11 protein-coding genes are annotated in these 15,045 nt (G+C 60.3%); 9 read left to right on the forward strand and 2 right to left on the reverse strand.

All coding sequences use genetic code 11. The features are described 5' to 3' along the window. Positions 1–190 precede the first annotated feature (190 nt). Positions 191–772, forward strand: coding sequence for a TetR/AcrR family transcriptional regulator (locus tag EKM85_RS09675; RefSeq protein ID WP_164510740.1), 582 nt, complete (start codon positions 191–193; stop codon positions 770–772). Positions 773–924: 152 nt separating this feature from the next. On the opposite strand, the gene EKM85_RS09680 is transcribed toward EKM85_RS09675, so the two are convergent. Together EKM85_RS09680 and EKM85_RS09685 are read right to left on the reverse strand one after the other, a co-directional pair. Further along, positions 925–1,920, reverse strand: a complete 996-nt coding sequence (locus tag EKM85_RS09680; RefSeq protein WP_125586376.1) for a DUF916 domain-containing protein — start codon at positions 1,918–1,920, stop codon at positions 925–927. Positions 1,921–2,022: 102 nt separating this feature from the next. Further along, positions 2,023–2,592, reverse strand: coding sequence for a WxL domain-containing protein (locus EKM85_RS09685; protein ID WP_125586378.1), 570 nt, complete (start codon positions 2,590–2,592; stop codon positions 2,023–2,025). Between the two features lie 467 nt (positions 2,593–3,059). Between EKM85_RS09685 and EKM85_RS09690 the strand changes: the two genes are divergently transcribed. From EKM85_RS09690 to EKM85_RS09725, 8 genes are all read left to right on the forward strand, one after another. Further along, positions 3,060–4,745 (forward strand): leucine-rich repeat domain-containing protein, encoded by a 1,686-nt coding sequence (locus EKM85_RS09690; RefSeq protein WP_125586380.1) that lies wholly within the window; start codon positions 3,060–3,062, stop codon positions 4,743–4,745. Between the two features lie 354 nt (positions 4,746–5,099). Further along, on the forward strand, positions 5,100–5,654 hold the full coding sequence (locus EKM85_RS09695) for a WxL domain-containing protein (RefSeq protein ID WP_125586382.1): 555 nt from the start codon (positions 5,100–5,102) through the stop codon (positions 5,652–5,654). A 12-nt stretch (positions 5,655–5,666) separates the two neighbouring features. After that, on the forward strand, positions 5,667–6,719 hold the full coding sequence (locus EKM85_RS09700) for a DUF916 domain-containing protein (RefSeq protein WP_125586384.1): 1,053 nt from the start codon (positions 5,667–5,669) through the stop codon (positions 6,717–6,719). Positions 6,720–6,792: 73 nt separating this feature from the next. Further along, positions 6,793–8,472, forward strand: a complete 1,680-nt coding sequence (locus EKM85_RS09705) for a leucine-rich repeat domain-containing protein (RefSeq protein ID WP_125586386.1) — start codon at positions 6,793–6,795, stop codon at positions 8,470–8,472. 178 nt (positions 8,473–8,650) lie between these two features. Then, a complete protein-coding gene (locus EKM85_RS09710; protein ID WP_125586388.1) occupies positions 8,651–10,261 on the forward strand; it encodes a leucine-rich repeat domain-containing protein in 1,611 nt (536 codons plus the stop codon). A 495-nt stretch (positions 10,262–10,756) separates the two neighbouring features. Next, entirely contained in the window at positions 10,757–13,114 is a 2,358-nt protein-coding gene (locus tag EKM85_RS09715; protein ID WP_164510741.1) for a Cna B-type domain-containing protein, read from the forward strand. After that, entirely contained in the window at positions 13,107–13,745 is a 639-nt protein-coding gene (locus EKM85_RS09720; RefSeq protein ID WP_125586392.1) for a pilin N-terminal domain-containing protein, read from the forward strand. Before EKM85_RS09715 ends, EKM85_RS09720 begins: the two co-directional genes overlap by 8 nt. Beyond that, complete coding sequence (locus EKM85_RS09725) at positions 13,742–14,869, forward strand: pilin N-terminal domain-containing protein (RefSeq protein ID WP_125586394.1); 1,128 nt, start codon at positions 13,742–13,744, stop codon at positions 14,867–14,869. The genes EKM85_RS09720 and EKM85_RS09725 overlap by 4 nt, the downstream gene beginning before the upstream one ends. The last annotated feature ends 176 nt before the right edge of the window (positions 14,870–15,045 follow it).

Below are 15,045 nucleotides of genomic sequence, written 5' to 3' on the forward strand. Positions count from 1 at the left end.
TTCGATGCCTCATTATAGAGAAATTATCTCGGCGGTATTGAGTCGTTTTGATCGTCAAAGCACATTAATTGACGATTTGCTATAATAAGTCCATTAATGTATGCTTACGTACGATTCGTATAACAGAAGAATGCATGTCTATTAAATAGATATGAGTCGTCAGCGAGGTCACTCTGCGGGGGGAGTAACTATGCAGCAAATTCATGATCTTAGAGTAATCAAAACGCGAAATGCCATTCATCAGGCGTTTTACGAGGAGCTGGCCCAGACGCCCTTCGAGGCCATCACCGTGGCGGGGCTGGCCAGCCGCGCTATGATCGGCAAGGCGACCTTTTATAATCACTACACCGATAAGTACGACTTGGCCAAGCAGCTCATCTTGACCGAATTGTCGACGCTGGATCGCGCGCTGATCAGTCGGGTCAGCGAAGGGGGCTTTGATGCGGTTAGTGACCCCCTACCGGAACAATATGGGGACAACATTCGCCACTTGAAGCTGATGTCCACAATTCATACCCCTGAGCTCGACTTCACGACGGTCACGAAGGCGCGCTTCGGCGAGACGTTCCGGACCATCATTCAGCAATGTCCGGTGCTCTTGAAGCACAGCGATGCCGTGGCGGATAACTTGACGGCGCTGGCCTACAGCTTCTTCGTCACGACGATCAATCAGGCGCAGCCGCTTGATCAGACCGAGACGAGGGAGCAAATGCACGAGTTCTTTCTTACGCTGAGTATGCTCAGAGAAGCGCCGCCGGTGACGCTGGATTGATCCCAGTACTTCCTCGAAGGGGCGCCGGATGCAAAAAGCAGCCGTGCTCAACTTGAGCGTGGCCGCCGTGCAACTTAACATCATCAAAAAAGCCCTGAAGACCGCGCGCCGTGCGCGGGATCTTCAGGGCTTTTGCTTAGGCTTTCTGCTGCTTAGGCTTTCTTCTGCCGGTGTTTGCGCAGCCGCTGGACCAGGTAGCTGACGACGATGATGACGGCCAGCAGGTCGATGGCCCACATCAGGTACTGCGGCCAGTGGGCGGCGGCGCGGTGCACGGCGGACTTGGTCGCGGCTTTTTGCGACACGGTGAAGCTGCGGTCGAACGCCCAGTGGCCGTTGGTCGCCTTGACGTCAACGTGCAGGCGGTAGCGGCCGGCCGGCAGGGCCGTGTTGGTCGGCAGCTGCAGCGTGAACTGGTTGCTCGGGGCAAAACTCATGGCCGTGCGCTTAATGTTGACGGCCTTGTGCCCGTGCGCCGCGGCCACGTGGGCTTTGAGCTGGACGTCCTCGATGATCACTGGCTTGGGGTTGGTCATGGTGAGGGCCAGGTACTTGCTGGCGGAGTGGTAGCGCGCCTGCTGCATGGTCAAATCCGCCTTGGCGATGGTGCGGCTTTCCCGCAGCGAGACGCCGAGGACATAGTTGGCCAGGTTCGACAGGCCGCTTTGGTGCTTGGCCTTGGCCGCGGCGGTCAGGCTGTGCACGTTGAACGCGCCGAGCACGAGGCCGGGGAAGTGCTTTTTGGGCGCCTTCAGGTTAAAAGTGACCTTGGCCGTCCGGTGGGCGGGGATGGTGACGTCCTGCACGTTTTTGCCGACCAGCATGGCGGTGAAGCTGACGTGCTTGGGGCCGGCGGTCTTGGCGCCTTGGTCGTAGACGATCAGGCCGTTACCGTTGGTGACCGCGTTGGCCGCCACGACCGCAAACTTTTGCGGCGTGTCCGCATTATTGGTCACCGCCACGGTCAGCGGGTGCGCCTGCGCGGGCTTGAGCAGCAGGTTGACGTAGCCCGGATCGCCGATGTTGTCTTGGGGCATCACGGACTGGGCGGTGAAGTTGTTGACGGTCGCGGCGTGGACCGTTTGCGGAAAGATGCCAAAAACGAGTCCGAGCATGGCGGCAGTAAAGAAACGAGTGATCTTGTTCATGATGGCTCCTAACCAAAAATAGTGAGGAATAAACACCTCACTATAAAACCAATTCTAATGGCAACCAAGATTTACCGTTGCTTACCTCATTCGTGCAAGGTCTTAGTTGGTCTGTTGAGAAGCGCCCAACGTCCAGGTCACGTCAGCTGAATATTGCGTAATGATTGGCTTCAAACCAACTGTGTGTAGAGCGACGTGATTGAACTTTAATTCTGTGACGCCATTGCCAGTCCCTGGTGCTGCGTCCATAATCGGCGCAGCATCCTTGCCGCCAACATTAGCCAGGGTGATGTCCGAGTTTTGGACCGTTGAGCTTACAGGCTTAATCAGGTTACCACTCCAGCTCATGTAAGTGCCAGTATCTGAGCTAGCGAAGTCCCCTAATGTCATCGTGAGACTCCAGCCCGCGTTGGTGTCCCGCGCATCATTCACAGTAACGGGGTTGTCAGTGGTCCCTGAGAGCGCCTTTTTATTAAGGGTGTCAACGGTGGCGTTAAAGGTGAAATTTGGCGCAGAGGTTAGTGTCAAATCACCATGCTTTTCCGGTTGGGTCACGTTAACAATGGCCTTTGTGGGGCTTGTCACTGTCTCAGCGTGTACCGTTGCCGGCAGTGCCAGCACACTGGCGAGAAAGGCTGTACCGATTGCTAAAACAAACTTATTTTTTAACATTATAAGAATGCCTCCTGTGCGAGCATCTATATTTATGCTCCGCAATAAAGCGTAGCACTAAAATTAAATAAGTTAAAGGCATGAAGCACCGGCTTTATGGGGGATAAATTTTTGAAAGCGATTTAATTTTTGGCTCGGGTTGCTTTACCTGAGAGACGGGCGCCGCGGGGGTGACGCGTCCATGTCGGAAGGGGCCGTGAGTGCCGGCTGCCAACAGGGTTTGAGTACACTACGGATAACTAGGGGGAACGGGCGGCGGGAGAGCCAAGGGCGTGTTTGCCGACATTTTTGCGGCAAAAGCAGGTAGTCATTGCGGGATTAAACGTGTTGCGCCAGCTGATGATATTGATTACTAATTGCGGCCGGATCGCAGCCAAAGTGGTAGGATAAAGCCGAAGGTACCACACTTACTTAATGAATGTATAATAAATGAGTTCTTCAAACCGAGTGAAAGGGGGGATCTTGAGATGCGGAAGCGGATTTGGCAATGGGCCGGGCTGCTGACGGCGCTGCTGATGCTCGCGCTGGCGTGGGCGCTGCCGACCCCGGCGCAGGCGGCGGATACCAGCTATGCTGGCAACCACCTCAGCGATTACGGGATCCCCGACGCGGTCACGGAGGTCTTGATGACCAACAGCCGCTATGCTAATGGCGAGTCGCCCGTGGGCCGGGGGCAGACCCCGGCCACCTTCACGATCGGGGATGTCGAGCAGCTGCTGACGGTCAGCCTGGCGGATGTGACCTATAAAGGAGACGGCACGATCGATACCTCGACGCCCGATCCCACGGTGGCGGCCTGGATCGCCAGCGCCAAGGCGGCTGGGTCCGGCGCGGCGGCCGACGTGCCGACGTACGACATTGCGCAGAACGCATACTCGCTTAACAGCGCCGGCCAGGTGGAGACGGTCCTGGCCAACAAGGCGATGTCCGTGGATGGCCGCAACAACGAGCAGCCGGCGGTGAACTTCCTTTTTCAAATCGTTGCCAGTGCCTCTTCGGCCGCGATTGTTGACCTGGACGGGGTGACGTCGCAGGTTGGCGACACCATCACGGCCCAGGCCATCATGGCGCTGTTTCAAACCGATCGCCTGCCCAACCTGGAGACGCTCATCATCTCTAACGACAACTTAGGCGACCTGCAGTACATTATGTACACCCTGCAGGGGCACCCGAGCCTGTTTAACGTCACTAGCGCGCAGCACGTGACGTCTTTGGATATGTCGAACAACGGCATCACCAGTTTTCCGTCCGGCGCGGCGTTTACGATCGGCGCGCACCTGACTGACCTGAATTTCAATGGCAACCCGACCACACAGATCTCGGGCTCGTTGAACGAGACGCTCATTCAGCTGATTGTCCGCAATGGCGGGGTCGGGAAGCTGGATAGTTTGAAGCCGAACACGGATGATTACAACACCGTCCACTGGCTGGTCACGCTCATGAACGCCGCCAGTGGTACCATGCAGATCAGTAGCGGGGCCGTCAATGTCATCATGCAGGCCGTGCCGGACCTGGTTTCCGACGATGCCGTGAATCAGTACTGGCCGCAGATGAACCAGGCGACCGCCCAGGCGATCATCAATGCCGTCAATCAGGCGAAGGATCCGACCACCGGCAAAACGACGGCGATCAAACATGAAAACGTGACGCTGGATATTTTGGATTTAGTCGCAAGCGGCGAAGCTTCAACCAGTATCAATTCGCTGACCGTCAGCCCGACGCTGACGATCCAGCCCATAACCCTGGCGTCGCCCAGTGGCACTTATCCTTCAACGACCGCCTTCACCGTGCAGGCGGACCTGGATGCCAACGCCACGATCTCTGTCTACATGCGCGAGTGGGTCGACACCGATCAGACCATCACGCCCACGCCGTATTTCATGGGCGGGCTGACCTTTCCGGCGGTAACGATTCGCAACCGCGCGACGAGCGCCTTGACGAACGCGCTCACCCTGGCACAGAACGCCCAGATTTTCTATCAAAATGGGAGCCAGGCGCAGAAGGGCCTGACGGCGGACTTTAAACCGGGGGCCATCTCGCTTGCGCTCAGCCCAGACGAGCTGACCCACGTGCGGCCCGGGACGTACCAGGCCAGCATTACGTGGACGGTGCAGGACGCGCAGACCACCAACAGCGACACCACGCGGAAGTAGGGCTTGGGCTTCGGCAGTACGGCGGCGTTCGCGCGACCGGCCCACCAGGGTGCGCCGGTGTTCCACGTGAAACGCCGCGCCAGCGCCATGTTTGCGCTTTCGTGAAAACCGATATACAAGAGCGCAAAAAATATGCAAATCATATCCGAAAATCACCGCGCTGACAGGCCAATTTTGTCATGTTAAGGCGGGCCGTCTTGACAGCCGCGCCCCTTAGTCGGGGCGCGGCTTTTCACGCTGTTATCCTAAAATATTCAGGTTACAAAATGAAAGTAAATGTGGTATGCTGTTCAGGACATGAAGAATTCGTCCATACCAATATAGATGGAAATAATCAAAAGGAGCACCTTATTCATGAAAAAATTTATGACTAGTCTTGTTCTTACCGCTGCTGTGGCCGGCCTGTTCGGCGCAAGCAACGTTGTTCGTGCGGATGATACAAATAGTTTAACCGGTTCGACCAACGCCTCTGTCACCTTTGAGGGTGGCAACCTGAGCTTGTCCAACACAACCGGATCCGTTGCCTTTAAAGGCAGTAAGGTGCTAGATGTATACACTAGCGGGTACGCTGATTCGCAGCCGGTGACGGCCACGGTTGACGACTTTCTGAGTGGCGCTAAGGGTTGGACCCTTAACGTTAAGCAGACCGGATGGACAACCACCGACGCTAACGCCGACGCGGCACCGCTTAACTCCGACTCGACCGCATTGACACTCGGTGACACGGCGATTCAAGCCACAGGAGACACACTAGCCGGGAAAGGTGACTACGGCCACACTCCTGACGCATTTGATGGTAATAATCAGTTGAGCTTGAAGATCAAAAGCGGGGTGACTGTCAAGCCAGGCGCTTACTCCAACACCCTGACATGGACCTTGACAGATCCAATTTCAGCCACCGGAAACTAAGGTTAACTATTAATGAAAAGATCTCGATTATTCATACTATCGGCCCTCGCTGCTAGTCTGCTGATGGCACTGGTGATCCCAATGAAAGTGCAGGCTGATGGCCTGCCTTTTTCGGTTTCACCGGTTCAGTCGAAGCTGCAGCGCGATCCTAAAGAGTCGTACTACGATGTGGTCGTCGGCGCGGGCAAGAGCACGCCGCTGCAGACCAAGCTGGTCAATAGCACGAACAAGCCGGTCAAGGTCAACGTCACGGTCACGGCGGCGCAGACGAACGACAACGGCGCGGTGGACTACAGCCTGAGCCAAAAGCGGGACGCGACGCTGCGCCATGACCTGGCGGACGCCCTGCAGGGGCCGAAAACCGTGACGCTGCCGGCCAAGGCGACTGTGACGTACACGGCGACGCTGCACATGCCGGCCGTCGACGGCCTGATGGTGGGCGCATTGACCTTCAGCCCGGCCGACCAAGGCGGGACCAAGACCAAACAGGGCCAGCTCTCGATCGTCAACAAGTTCCAGTACCAGATCGCGGTCATCACGCGCAACACGAACCGGACCTGGCAGCCCAAGCTGCGGCTGCAGCAGGCGCAGATCCGCCAAGACCAGTACCGCAACACCATCGCCGTCCCGGTGCACAACCCGTCCGGCACCTTTTTAAATCAGCTGCGCATTGAAGCCAGCGCGACCAATCAGGCCTCGGGCAAGCACTACCAGCGCACGCAAAAGGACATGCAGATGGCGCCAAACTCCCACTTCTACTACCGCCTGGCGCTGCCGCAAAACGCGCAGGCCGGTAAGTACGAGGTGACGACCAAGGCGTACTACGTCAAGGACCCCAGCGGCAAGTACGTCGCGGCCGACGGGACGCACTACCAGTACGCCCGCACGCAGAAAAGCGCGGCGACGTTGACGGCCGCTAAAGCCCGCCAGCTCAACCGCAAGATCCAGCAGGCGAAGGGCGGCACCCCGTGGTTCGTCTACGCCATCTTCGGCGTGATCGGCGTGCTGGTGCTGATCATCATCGCGCTGGTCGTCGTGCTCGTGAAAAAGCGTCATAAACAATAAGTTCGATTCGGTACCCGATCACTGAGCACATTGCTTGGTCATCGGGTTTTCTTTTCGGAAAGGAGGGGAGCTCATGCGTCAATGGCACAAGCTGATACTACTAGTCGCCGCGCTGCTCGTGGTCGTCTTGGGGGCCGGGTCGACCCCGACGCGCGCGGCAGACGCGAGCTACGCGGGCAATACGCTGCTTGACTATGGGATCCCCGCGGACGTCATTGAGGTGATCCTGAACAATAGCACGGCAAGCGACGGGAAGACGCCGGCGGCTCACGGCGAGACCGCAAGTACTTTTACGATCGCAGACGTTGAGCAGCTCGCCACCGTGAGCCTGGCGGACGTGACCTTTAAGGCGGACGGGACCATCGCTTCTTCTCAAGCCGATGATGTCGTCGCCAGCTGGATCGCGCGTGCCAAGCCCTGGGTGGATAACGGCGACCCGCTGAAGCAGACCTATTACGATATTACTGGGGCGGCTTACGGCCAAAACGTTGACACCGTCGTCACGGGTCCGGCCGGGACGCTAGCCAAAAAGACGATCACCGGCTACAACACCCAGGTGCCGGAAAAGGTGGCCGTTAATTTTCTGTTTCAGATCGTTGCGAGTGCCAAAGCCGCCACCCGTGTTGACTTGACCGGCGTTGCGTCGAAAATTACGGATAGCATGACCGCGCAGGCGCTCATCGCGCTCTTTCAGACGAACCGCCTGCCAAACCTTCATCAGCTCGTGTTGGCGAATAACAACCTTGGCGATTTGAAGCACATTATTTTCGATATCGGCGGCACAACGGTATTCGCGGTCACGCCTGAACAGAACATCACGGGTCTCGACCTATCTAACAACAACATCCCGACCATCCCTTGGGGCGGGCAATTCCCAATCGAGGCTAAGCTCACCGACTTGAATTTATCGGGCAACACCATCAATGTGATCACCCAGCCACTGAAGGACCTGCTGAAAACTGTGATCGAGCAAAATGGCGGTCATGGGGACGTTGATGGGTTAACGACCGCCGACCAAGATTCTATCACTTGGCTGCTCACGCTGGTCAACGTCACCAACGGGAGTATTGGGCTGAACGACAGCTTGGTGAACCTCATCATGCAAGAATTCCCGGCCCAAATCAGCAGCGCCGCTGTTGAGCGCTATTACGGCCAGATGAACAAGGGCACGGCCGAGAAAATCTTAGAGACGATCAAGACCGGCACCAGCGTGATCCCTAACGGCGATCCCGCGGCAAATTATTTGGATATCGCCATTAATGGCCCTGAGGCCGCGTTTGGGCCGCAGTCGCTGCAGCTGAGCGGAGGGTTGAACTTTACCATTCAGATGGCCTCGCTGCCAAAGCCGGCTTCTGATCCCCAGGCGGCTGCGCCAGCTTCGGTGGCCTATCCGGCTTCTGATCCCTTCATGATCAAAGTCGCGCTTTGGCCGGGCAGTCGCCTGTCCGCGCAAATGGACGCCTGGCAGGGCCCCACCGCCTTCAATGCCAGTTTGGTGTTTACCGGCTCCGCGACCAGTCGAACCGACGATGACCCGGCCCTCACTTTAACGCCCGGTCAGGGGGGGCAGGAATTCTACACGAACAATTCGCCAGGCCGGCAAAACGAGGATTTCAGGTACGGGCAACCGGACGGCAATCCCGTTGACCTAACGATTGACCCCGCCTCGGTCCCGCTGATCAAAGCAGGGGCCAGTTACTCAACCACCATCCACTGGACCATCAGCACGTCAATTGACAGCACGTCAAAATAGGCGGCTGGCTTGAAGGCGTGGTTGCCAGTGCGTGGCGGCGTCCGCTCTGCCGCACGCAGCTGGTGCGGATGATTTTTACTCGTGAAAAACCGCCCCAAGCAGTAGAATAATAACAAAATACCCGATAACTGAGCGCAATGGCCTGGTCATCGGCTTTTTTAGAAGGGAGGGTGTGCGGATGCGCGACTGGAAAAGGCGACTGATTCTCATTGCGGCCGTGGGCTTGCTGCTGCTGGTTAGGCCAGCGGTGCCGGTGCAGGCGGCGGCCGTCCCGGCGGATAATTCGGCGGCGTATGCGGCAAGCCGCCTGATCGACTACGGGATCCCCAAGGCGGTGGTGCAGGTCATCATCGACAACAGCCGCTACCCCGATGGCCGCACGGCGAAGGAGGCCGGCGCCACGCCTGACGATTTCACCGTTGGCAACGTGGCGGCGCTGGAAACCGTCAGCCTGGCGACCGTGGTCCGCAGCGGGGAAGGGGCGTCCACGTCCACGCCGAATAAGACCGTGGGCGACTGGATCGCCGGCGCCAAGCACCTGACCTCGCTGGCCGAGCAAGATAATTATTCTTATTATCTGACGAACTACGGGCTCAACGCGGCGGGGACGGTCGACGCGGCCACGGGCCCGCTGGTCACCAAGAAGTTTGCCGATTACGCGTCCGCCTCGCCCGCGGTGAACCTGCTGTTTCAGATCATCGCCAGCGCGAAGGCGGCCACCCGGGTGAACCTGAACGGCGTGACGGCCGAGATCACCGACAGCGGCACCGCGCAGATGATCCTGGCGCTGTTTCAGACCAACCGGCTGCCGAAGCTGCGGAGCCTCGTGCTCGCCAACAACCACCTCGGCAACCTTGACCAGTCCTGGCAGCTGCAGCAGACGCTGTTTAACACGAGTGCTGATCAGCGGGTGACCGAGCTGGATCTGTCAAATAACCAAATCACGTCCTTCCCGTGGGGCAAGGCGCCGGCCATTGCCGAACACCTGACTAACCTGAACCTGGCCGGCAATGAACTGTCCAAAATGACGGACATGCTGAACGGCTGGCTACAGTCAGTGGTCGATAATAACGGGGTCGGCGACGTCAAGGACGCCCATTGGGACGTGGCCGATTGGAACACCTGGAACGACCTCTTGCCGCTTCTGAATGTGAACACCACGGGGGGCCTGCTGCTGAACGACGTGTCGGTTAACCAGCTGTTTCAAAAGCTCGCTGATCAGCTGTCGCCTTCCGCCGTCGACCGCTACAAGCCGCAGCTGACCGTTGAGACGGCAAACGCGCTGCTTCAGCAGAACCATCAACTGACGGATCAGCAGCGCGACGAACTGACCACGTTCATCAAGGACGACGGCGTCTGGCCAACGACCCAGGCCGATAAGCTGACGGTCGGGGGGATGCTGAATTTTGGCCTCATTTCCCTGGACGCGCTGGCCGGCGATCACCTGGCACAAGGGCTGATCTCCATCTCGGCGGTGCTGAACCCGGGCAAGGGCATCTACGTGGCGATGAGCCCCTGGACAATCAATAACGACCCGGCCACGGCCTTCCAGACCGTCCTCCACATCAACAGCAACTCGCTGCGCCCCTCGTCGACCAATATTCCCTCGACGAACACCCCGCTGTTGTTCTACAGAAATGAGACGAACGTGGTCCAAAGCAACCTCTCTGCCGCGCTGCTGAATGTGACCATGAGCATTGAGCCGCCAGCGGCGCCCATTCAGGCGGCGGCGTACCAGTCAACCATCACCTGGACGATCAGTGATCCGGTTTCGACACGGATGAAGTAAGGGTGACAACAGTTGATCAGATTGACCAGGTCGGTCCCGCGGGGCCGGCCTTTTTGCTGCCCCGCGTATGAGTGCAGAAATATCACCCAAAAAATTTTCCGGTATTGGTCTAAACCAAAATCAATATGGGAACGAATTGACGGGTTAGGGACCACTTATGCAGGGACCAGTGCCGCAATGGGCGGACGATTGGTGCAAGTCAAAATGAAAACGCTATAACAACGGGATGGCGAAGATTTTCCTGCCCCGCCTCGGCATAACTTTACTAATTATCGCTTATAAATGCCCATTTAACGGCAATAGTTGTCCCCGGACCAGGGCCCAGCCGCGCGGAAGTGGTCTACCTTCCCGGCGGCAGTGGTCCTATTGACAGGCGCTGGCGGCGCGCTTAAGATGGCTGGGATGTAAAATTGGTATTAACCAATGTAACGGTCATGCATACTAATGTAAAAAATGGGGAACCATTCGGGGAACAAATTAATTAGGAGAATGTTTATGTGTTCGCATCGCATGCGCAACCTTGGCCGGTGGGCCCTGATCGCGCTGATTGGTTTAGGCAGTCTTCTGCCGGCGGCGGCCGTCCGCGCGGATCAGGCCGCGGCCCTGCCGTTTGATCCCAGCCAGATGGGCCGACCCGGCGACGAGGCCGACCTGTTTTTATACAGCGTCTTTGTCTCGGGCAATCACAGCGCCGACACCGGCGCGACCGCCGGGGCCATGGCGGTTCAGGGCGACGCGCTGATCCCCAAGGTCGCGGTCAACGGCCAGGCGGGGAACTTCAACTACGCCGCGGGGTTCACGCCCGGCGTCCCGATCGTCGGGGACCCGCTCACGGCGCGGCACAAGATCGCCCTGCTGCTGGCGGGACAGATCCGCAACTATTCTGATAGCGGCTGGGCGCGGGTGAGCGGCACGATGACGCCGGCACCCAATCCGGGCTGGCTGGTCACCGCCGCGGCCGCGCCGTACTGGTTCACGCAGCCGCGCATCGAGCTGCAAGGCGGGGCCCGGCTGATGCCGGCCGGCGCGCTGGCGGAGACGTTTGCCAAGCTGACCGAGCAGGAAACGGCCCTCACCAAGCAGCTTGCGGCCTACGCGGACCATCCCGCTGCCGGCCCGGGCATTCCGGGCGGGGACGCGAACTTGCCTTATACGGTGCAGCCCAGCGCGGCGGATCCGCACGTGTACGTGGTGACCATTGCGCCGGATCACACCGGCACGGCGTTCATGCCGCAGGTGAGCCACCTGGATGCCCTGATCGATGACTCGCTGACTAAGGAGATCATCTTTACGACCAAGGCGACCAAGGTGGTCTTTAACCAGCAGGGACAGTACGGTGGCTCGACCGCCATCGTGCCTCAGGTCGCCCACCGCACCTTGTTCTACCTGCCGAACGCGACGCAGGTGACGAACTTCACGAGCCAAAATGGCGCCGCCCCGGACATCAACGTGGGCAGGCCGGGCCTGAACGCGGTCAGGCCGGTCGGACCAAACGGCGCGGACCTTTACGACAAGGACTACTTCGCCCAGATGCGCCACCACGGCATCGCGGTGGCCGGCAGCGTGGTGGCACCGCAGGCCACGGTGGTCTGGTACGGCGGCGACATGAACGGCTACGTGTTTTCGCGGGGGCTCCACCAGCGGGCCGGCGCGGCCGTGCACAATTTTTATAATCAGTGGCTGACCGCCCGTGACCTCACGCTGACGAAAATCTGGGCCGACGACCATAACGCCGCGGGCAAGCGGCCGCGGACCGTGGCGTTCAACATTATTGCCGATCAGCCCGCGGCCGGGACCGTGGTGCAAACCGCGACGCTCAAGGTGGCCCCCCAGGCCCCCAGCCAGAAGCTGACGATCACGGACCTGCCGCGCTTCACCCAGGACGGCACGCCGATCCACTACCGCGCCGAGGAAATAACGCCGCCGGGCTACACCAGCAGCGTGGCCGCGGACGGGGTGACGATCACCAACACCCTGACGCCGATGACCCAGTTCCGGGTGCAGAAACACTGGTGGGACTACGGCGAACAGCCCGCCGCCGGACCTGCACGGCCGACCAGCGTGGCCGTGCAGCTGTACCGCGGCGATCCGGCCCACCCGGAAGCCGCGACGAAAATCGGCCCGCCCGTCACGCTGACGGCCGCCGGGGCCTGGCAGCACGTCTGGCAAGACCTGCCCAAGCTGCCGGCGGCCCAGCCCGCGCGCTACTTCACCCGGGAAATAACGGTGCCGGCCGGGTACACTGCGGCCGCCAGCGACACCGCGACGGGCACCCAGCTGACGAACACCTACCGGCCAAGCAAGTGGCACCTGCGCCTGCACAAAACGGCGGCGGGCACCAACGCGCCGCTGGCTGGTGCCGAGTTCCGGGTGAACACCCAGCTGGATGGCGGCCAGGTGCCGGCCGCTGGCGGGCAGACCGCCACGACGGATGCGGCCGGCAACCTGATGTTCAGCCAGCCGCTCGCCTTCACCCAGGACGCGACCTACTACCTGCAGGAAAGCAAAGCGCCGGCCGGCTACCAGCGAGACGCTAAGGTGATCAAACTGACCATCACGGCCGCCGATTTTGCGGGGGTTAAGACTCCTGTGACCAACGGCAACGGCACGGTGCGCTACAGCGTGACCATGACCGCGGGGGACCAGGCGCCGGTGCAGCGTCCGCTTGCGCCGGCCGGGGCGACGCCCGATACGCTGACCTTAACGTTCACGAACCGGCCGCAAACCGTCCTGCCGCACACCGGCGGGACGGGCGCGGGCTTCGGCCTCCGCGCCGCGGCCGGCGCGCTACTGACGGCGGGCCTGCTGCTGGGCCTGCTGGCCTGGCGAAAGGAGGTGCGGCAGCGTGGTTAAACAAAGCATGCGCACAATTTTGCTCGCGGGCCTGGCGCTGCTGGGCCTGGCCGCCGCCGCGCCGCAGCCGGTCCACGCCGGCACGGTGATCATCCAAAGCATGCGGGCGCCCGCGCAGCCCGCGGGAGCGGCGCAACCGGTGCCCGGCTTGACCTTCACCGCCTACGACGTGACCCAGGCCTACTGGGCGCTCGGCGGCGGGCCGGCCGTGCAGGAAGCGGTGGCGGCACCTGCCGTCGGCAAGCCGCTGGGGACCAGCATCACTGATGCTAGCGGCGTGGCCCGGTTCACTGGTCTAGTCCACACGGCCGCCGGGCGCCTGGCGGTGTACAAGTTCGCACAGACCGCCGGCCCGGCCGGCTTCACCAGCCAGGTGATGGTGGCGTCGCTGCCGGCCAGCGGGGTGCTGCGGCTTTGGCCCAAAAGCGCCGCGCGCCCGCCCCTGCCGGATACGGGCGGGCCGGACGACACGGACGAGGCGGGGCTGGGCGGCACCGGGGGCGGCAACACGCAAACCTGCCTGCCCGCCACCGGGACCGCCGCCGCGCCGGGACTCAGCGCCGTGGGCCTCATCTTTTTGCTACTGATCGGCACTCAACTCAAAAAACCAGTTAAAGGGGAACAATCATGATGAAGACAGGATTAAAGCAACTGCTTAAAGGACTGACCGTCGCCCTCCTGGCCGCGCCGCTGGCCGCCGGGCTGCTCGCCGGCCACCAGGTCCAGGCCGCAGAACCGACACCGGCACCGGGGACGGCCCAGCCAGGCATCACCCAGCCGGTGCTGCTGACGAAGCTCGGGTTTACCGAGGAGCAGCCGGTGGGCCCGGTCGATCCGGCCCAGCCGTGGCAGGGCGCGGCGAACCAGAAGGTCGTACCGAACGTGCACTTCAACGTGTACGACATCACCGCCGACTACTGGGCGCAGGCCAAGGCCGGCGCGTTCGCCGGGAGCGACGGCAAGGCCACCGACACGGTCAGCTCAAAAGCGGTCAACGCCCACTACCAGGCGGTGCCAGCGGGGCTGACGCCGGTCGCGGACGGGACCACCGACGCCCAGGGCCAGATCACGTTCAACCTGAACACGAGGAACGACGCGGGCAAGCAGCCGGTTTACCTGTTTGTCGAGGATGACCAGGGCGCCGGGACGGCCGGCTACCAGAAGGCGGCCAACTTTGTGCTGAGCCTGCCGGTGGGGGAGAAAACGGCTGATGGCCAGTACCCGACCGCGTACGTCTACCCGAAGAACGTGGCGACTGCAACCTACGACCTGCATTTCCGCAAGGTGGACGCTGTCAGCAACACGTTCCTGGGCGGTGCGACCTTCGTGATCAAAAACGGGAAGCTTTTCGCCCACGTGATCGAGGCCAAGGAGAACACCGTGACTGGCTTCAGCACTGAGGCGGTCGAGGTCGAATGGGTCGAAGACGCCAAGCTGGCGACCAAGTTTGTGTCCAGCGAGAAAGACGGCGAGTTCGGCTTCACGGCTCACGCGGAAAGTCGGCTGGCCGGCGTGCTGCACGGCCTGAAGCCGCAGGGCGCGTACACCTACCAGGAAATCACCGCTCCGGCCGGCTACCAGCTGGACGGCAAAGAAAAAGACGTCAAGGAAGACGCCGCGGCGCTGGACGTGCCCAACCAGCCGCAGGGCATCCTGCCCCACACCGGGGGCGCCGGGATCATCGTCTTCGTGATCGGCGGGGCTGCGCTACTGACGGTGGGCGGCCTGGCCTACTACAAGCGCCGGCAAGCCTAACATTGAGCAACACAGAAACGAGTGGGCGGTTTAACAGACCGCCTATTTTTTTGCGTGAAAGAGGAAAATAATACTCTTATTAGCACAATTATTAGCATTCCCGCGTTTTAGAATCAAGTTAGCCACTATCGTCGCCGAGCGGAAAAAATAAAAACACCAAGTCGATACGACCTGTT

Origin of the sequence: Lacticaseibacillus jixianensis, from assembly GCF_003946485.1 — a bacterium.
Taxonomy (GTDB): domain Bacteria; phylum Bacillota; class Bacilli; order Lactobacillales; family Lactobacillaceae; genus Lacticaseibacillus; species Lacticaseibacillus jixianensis.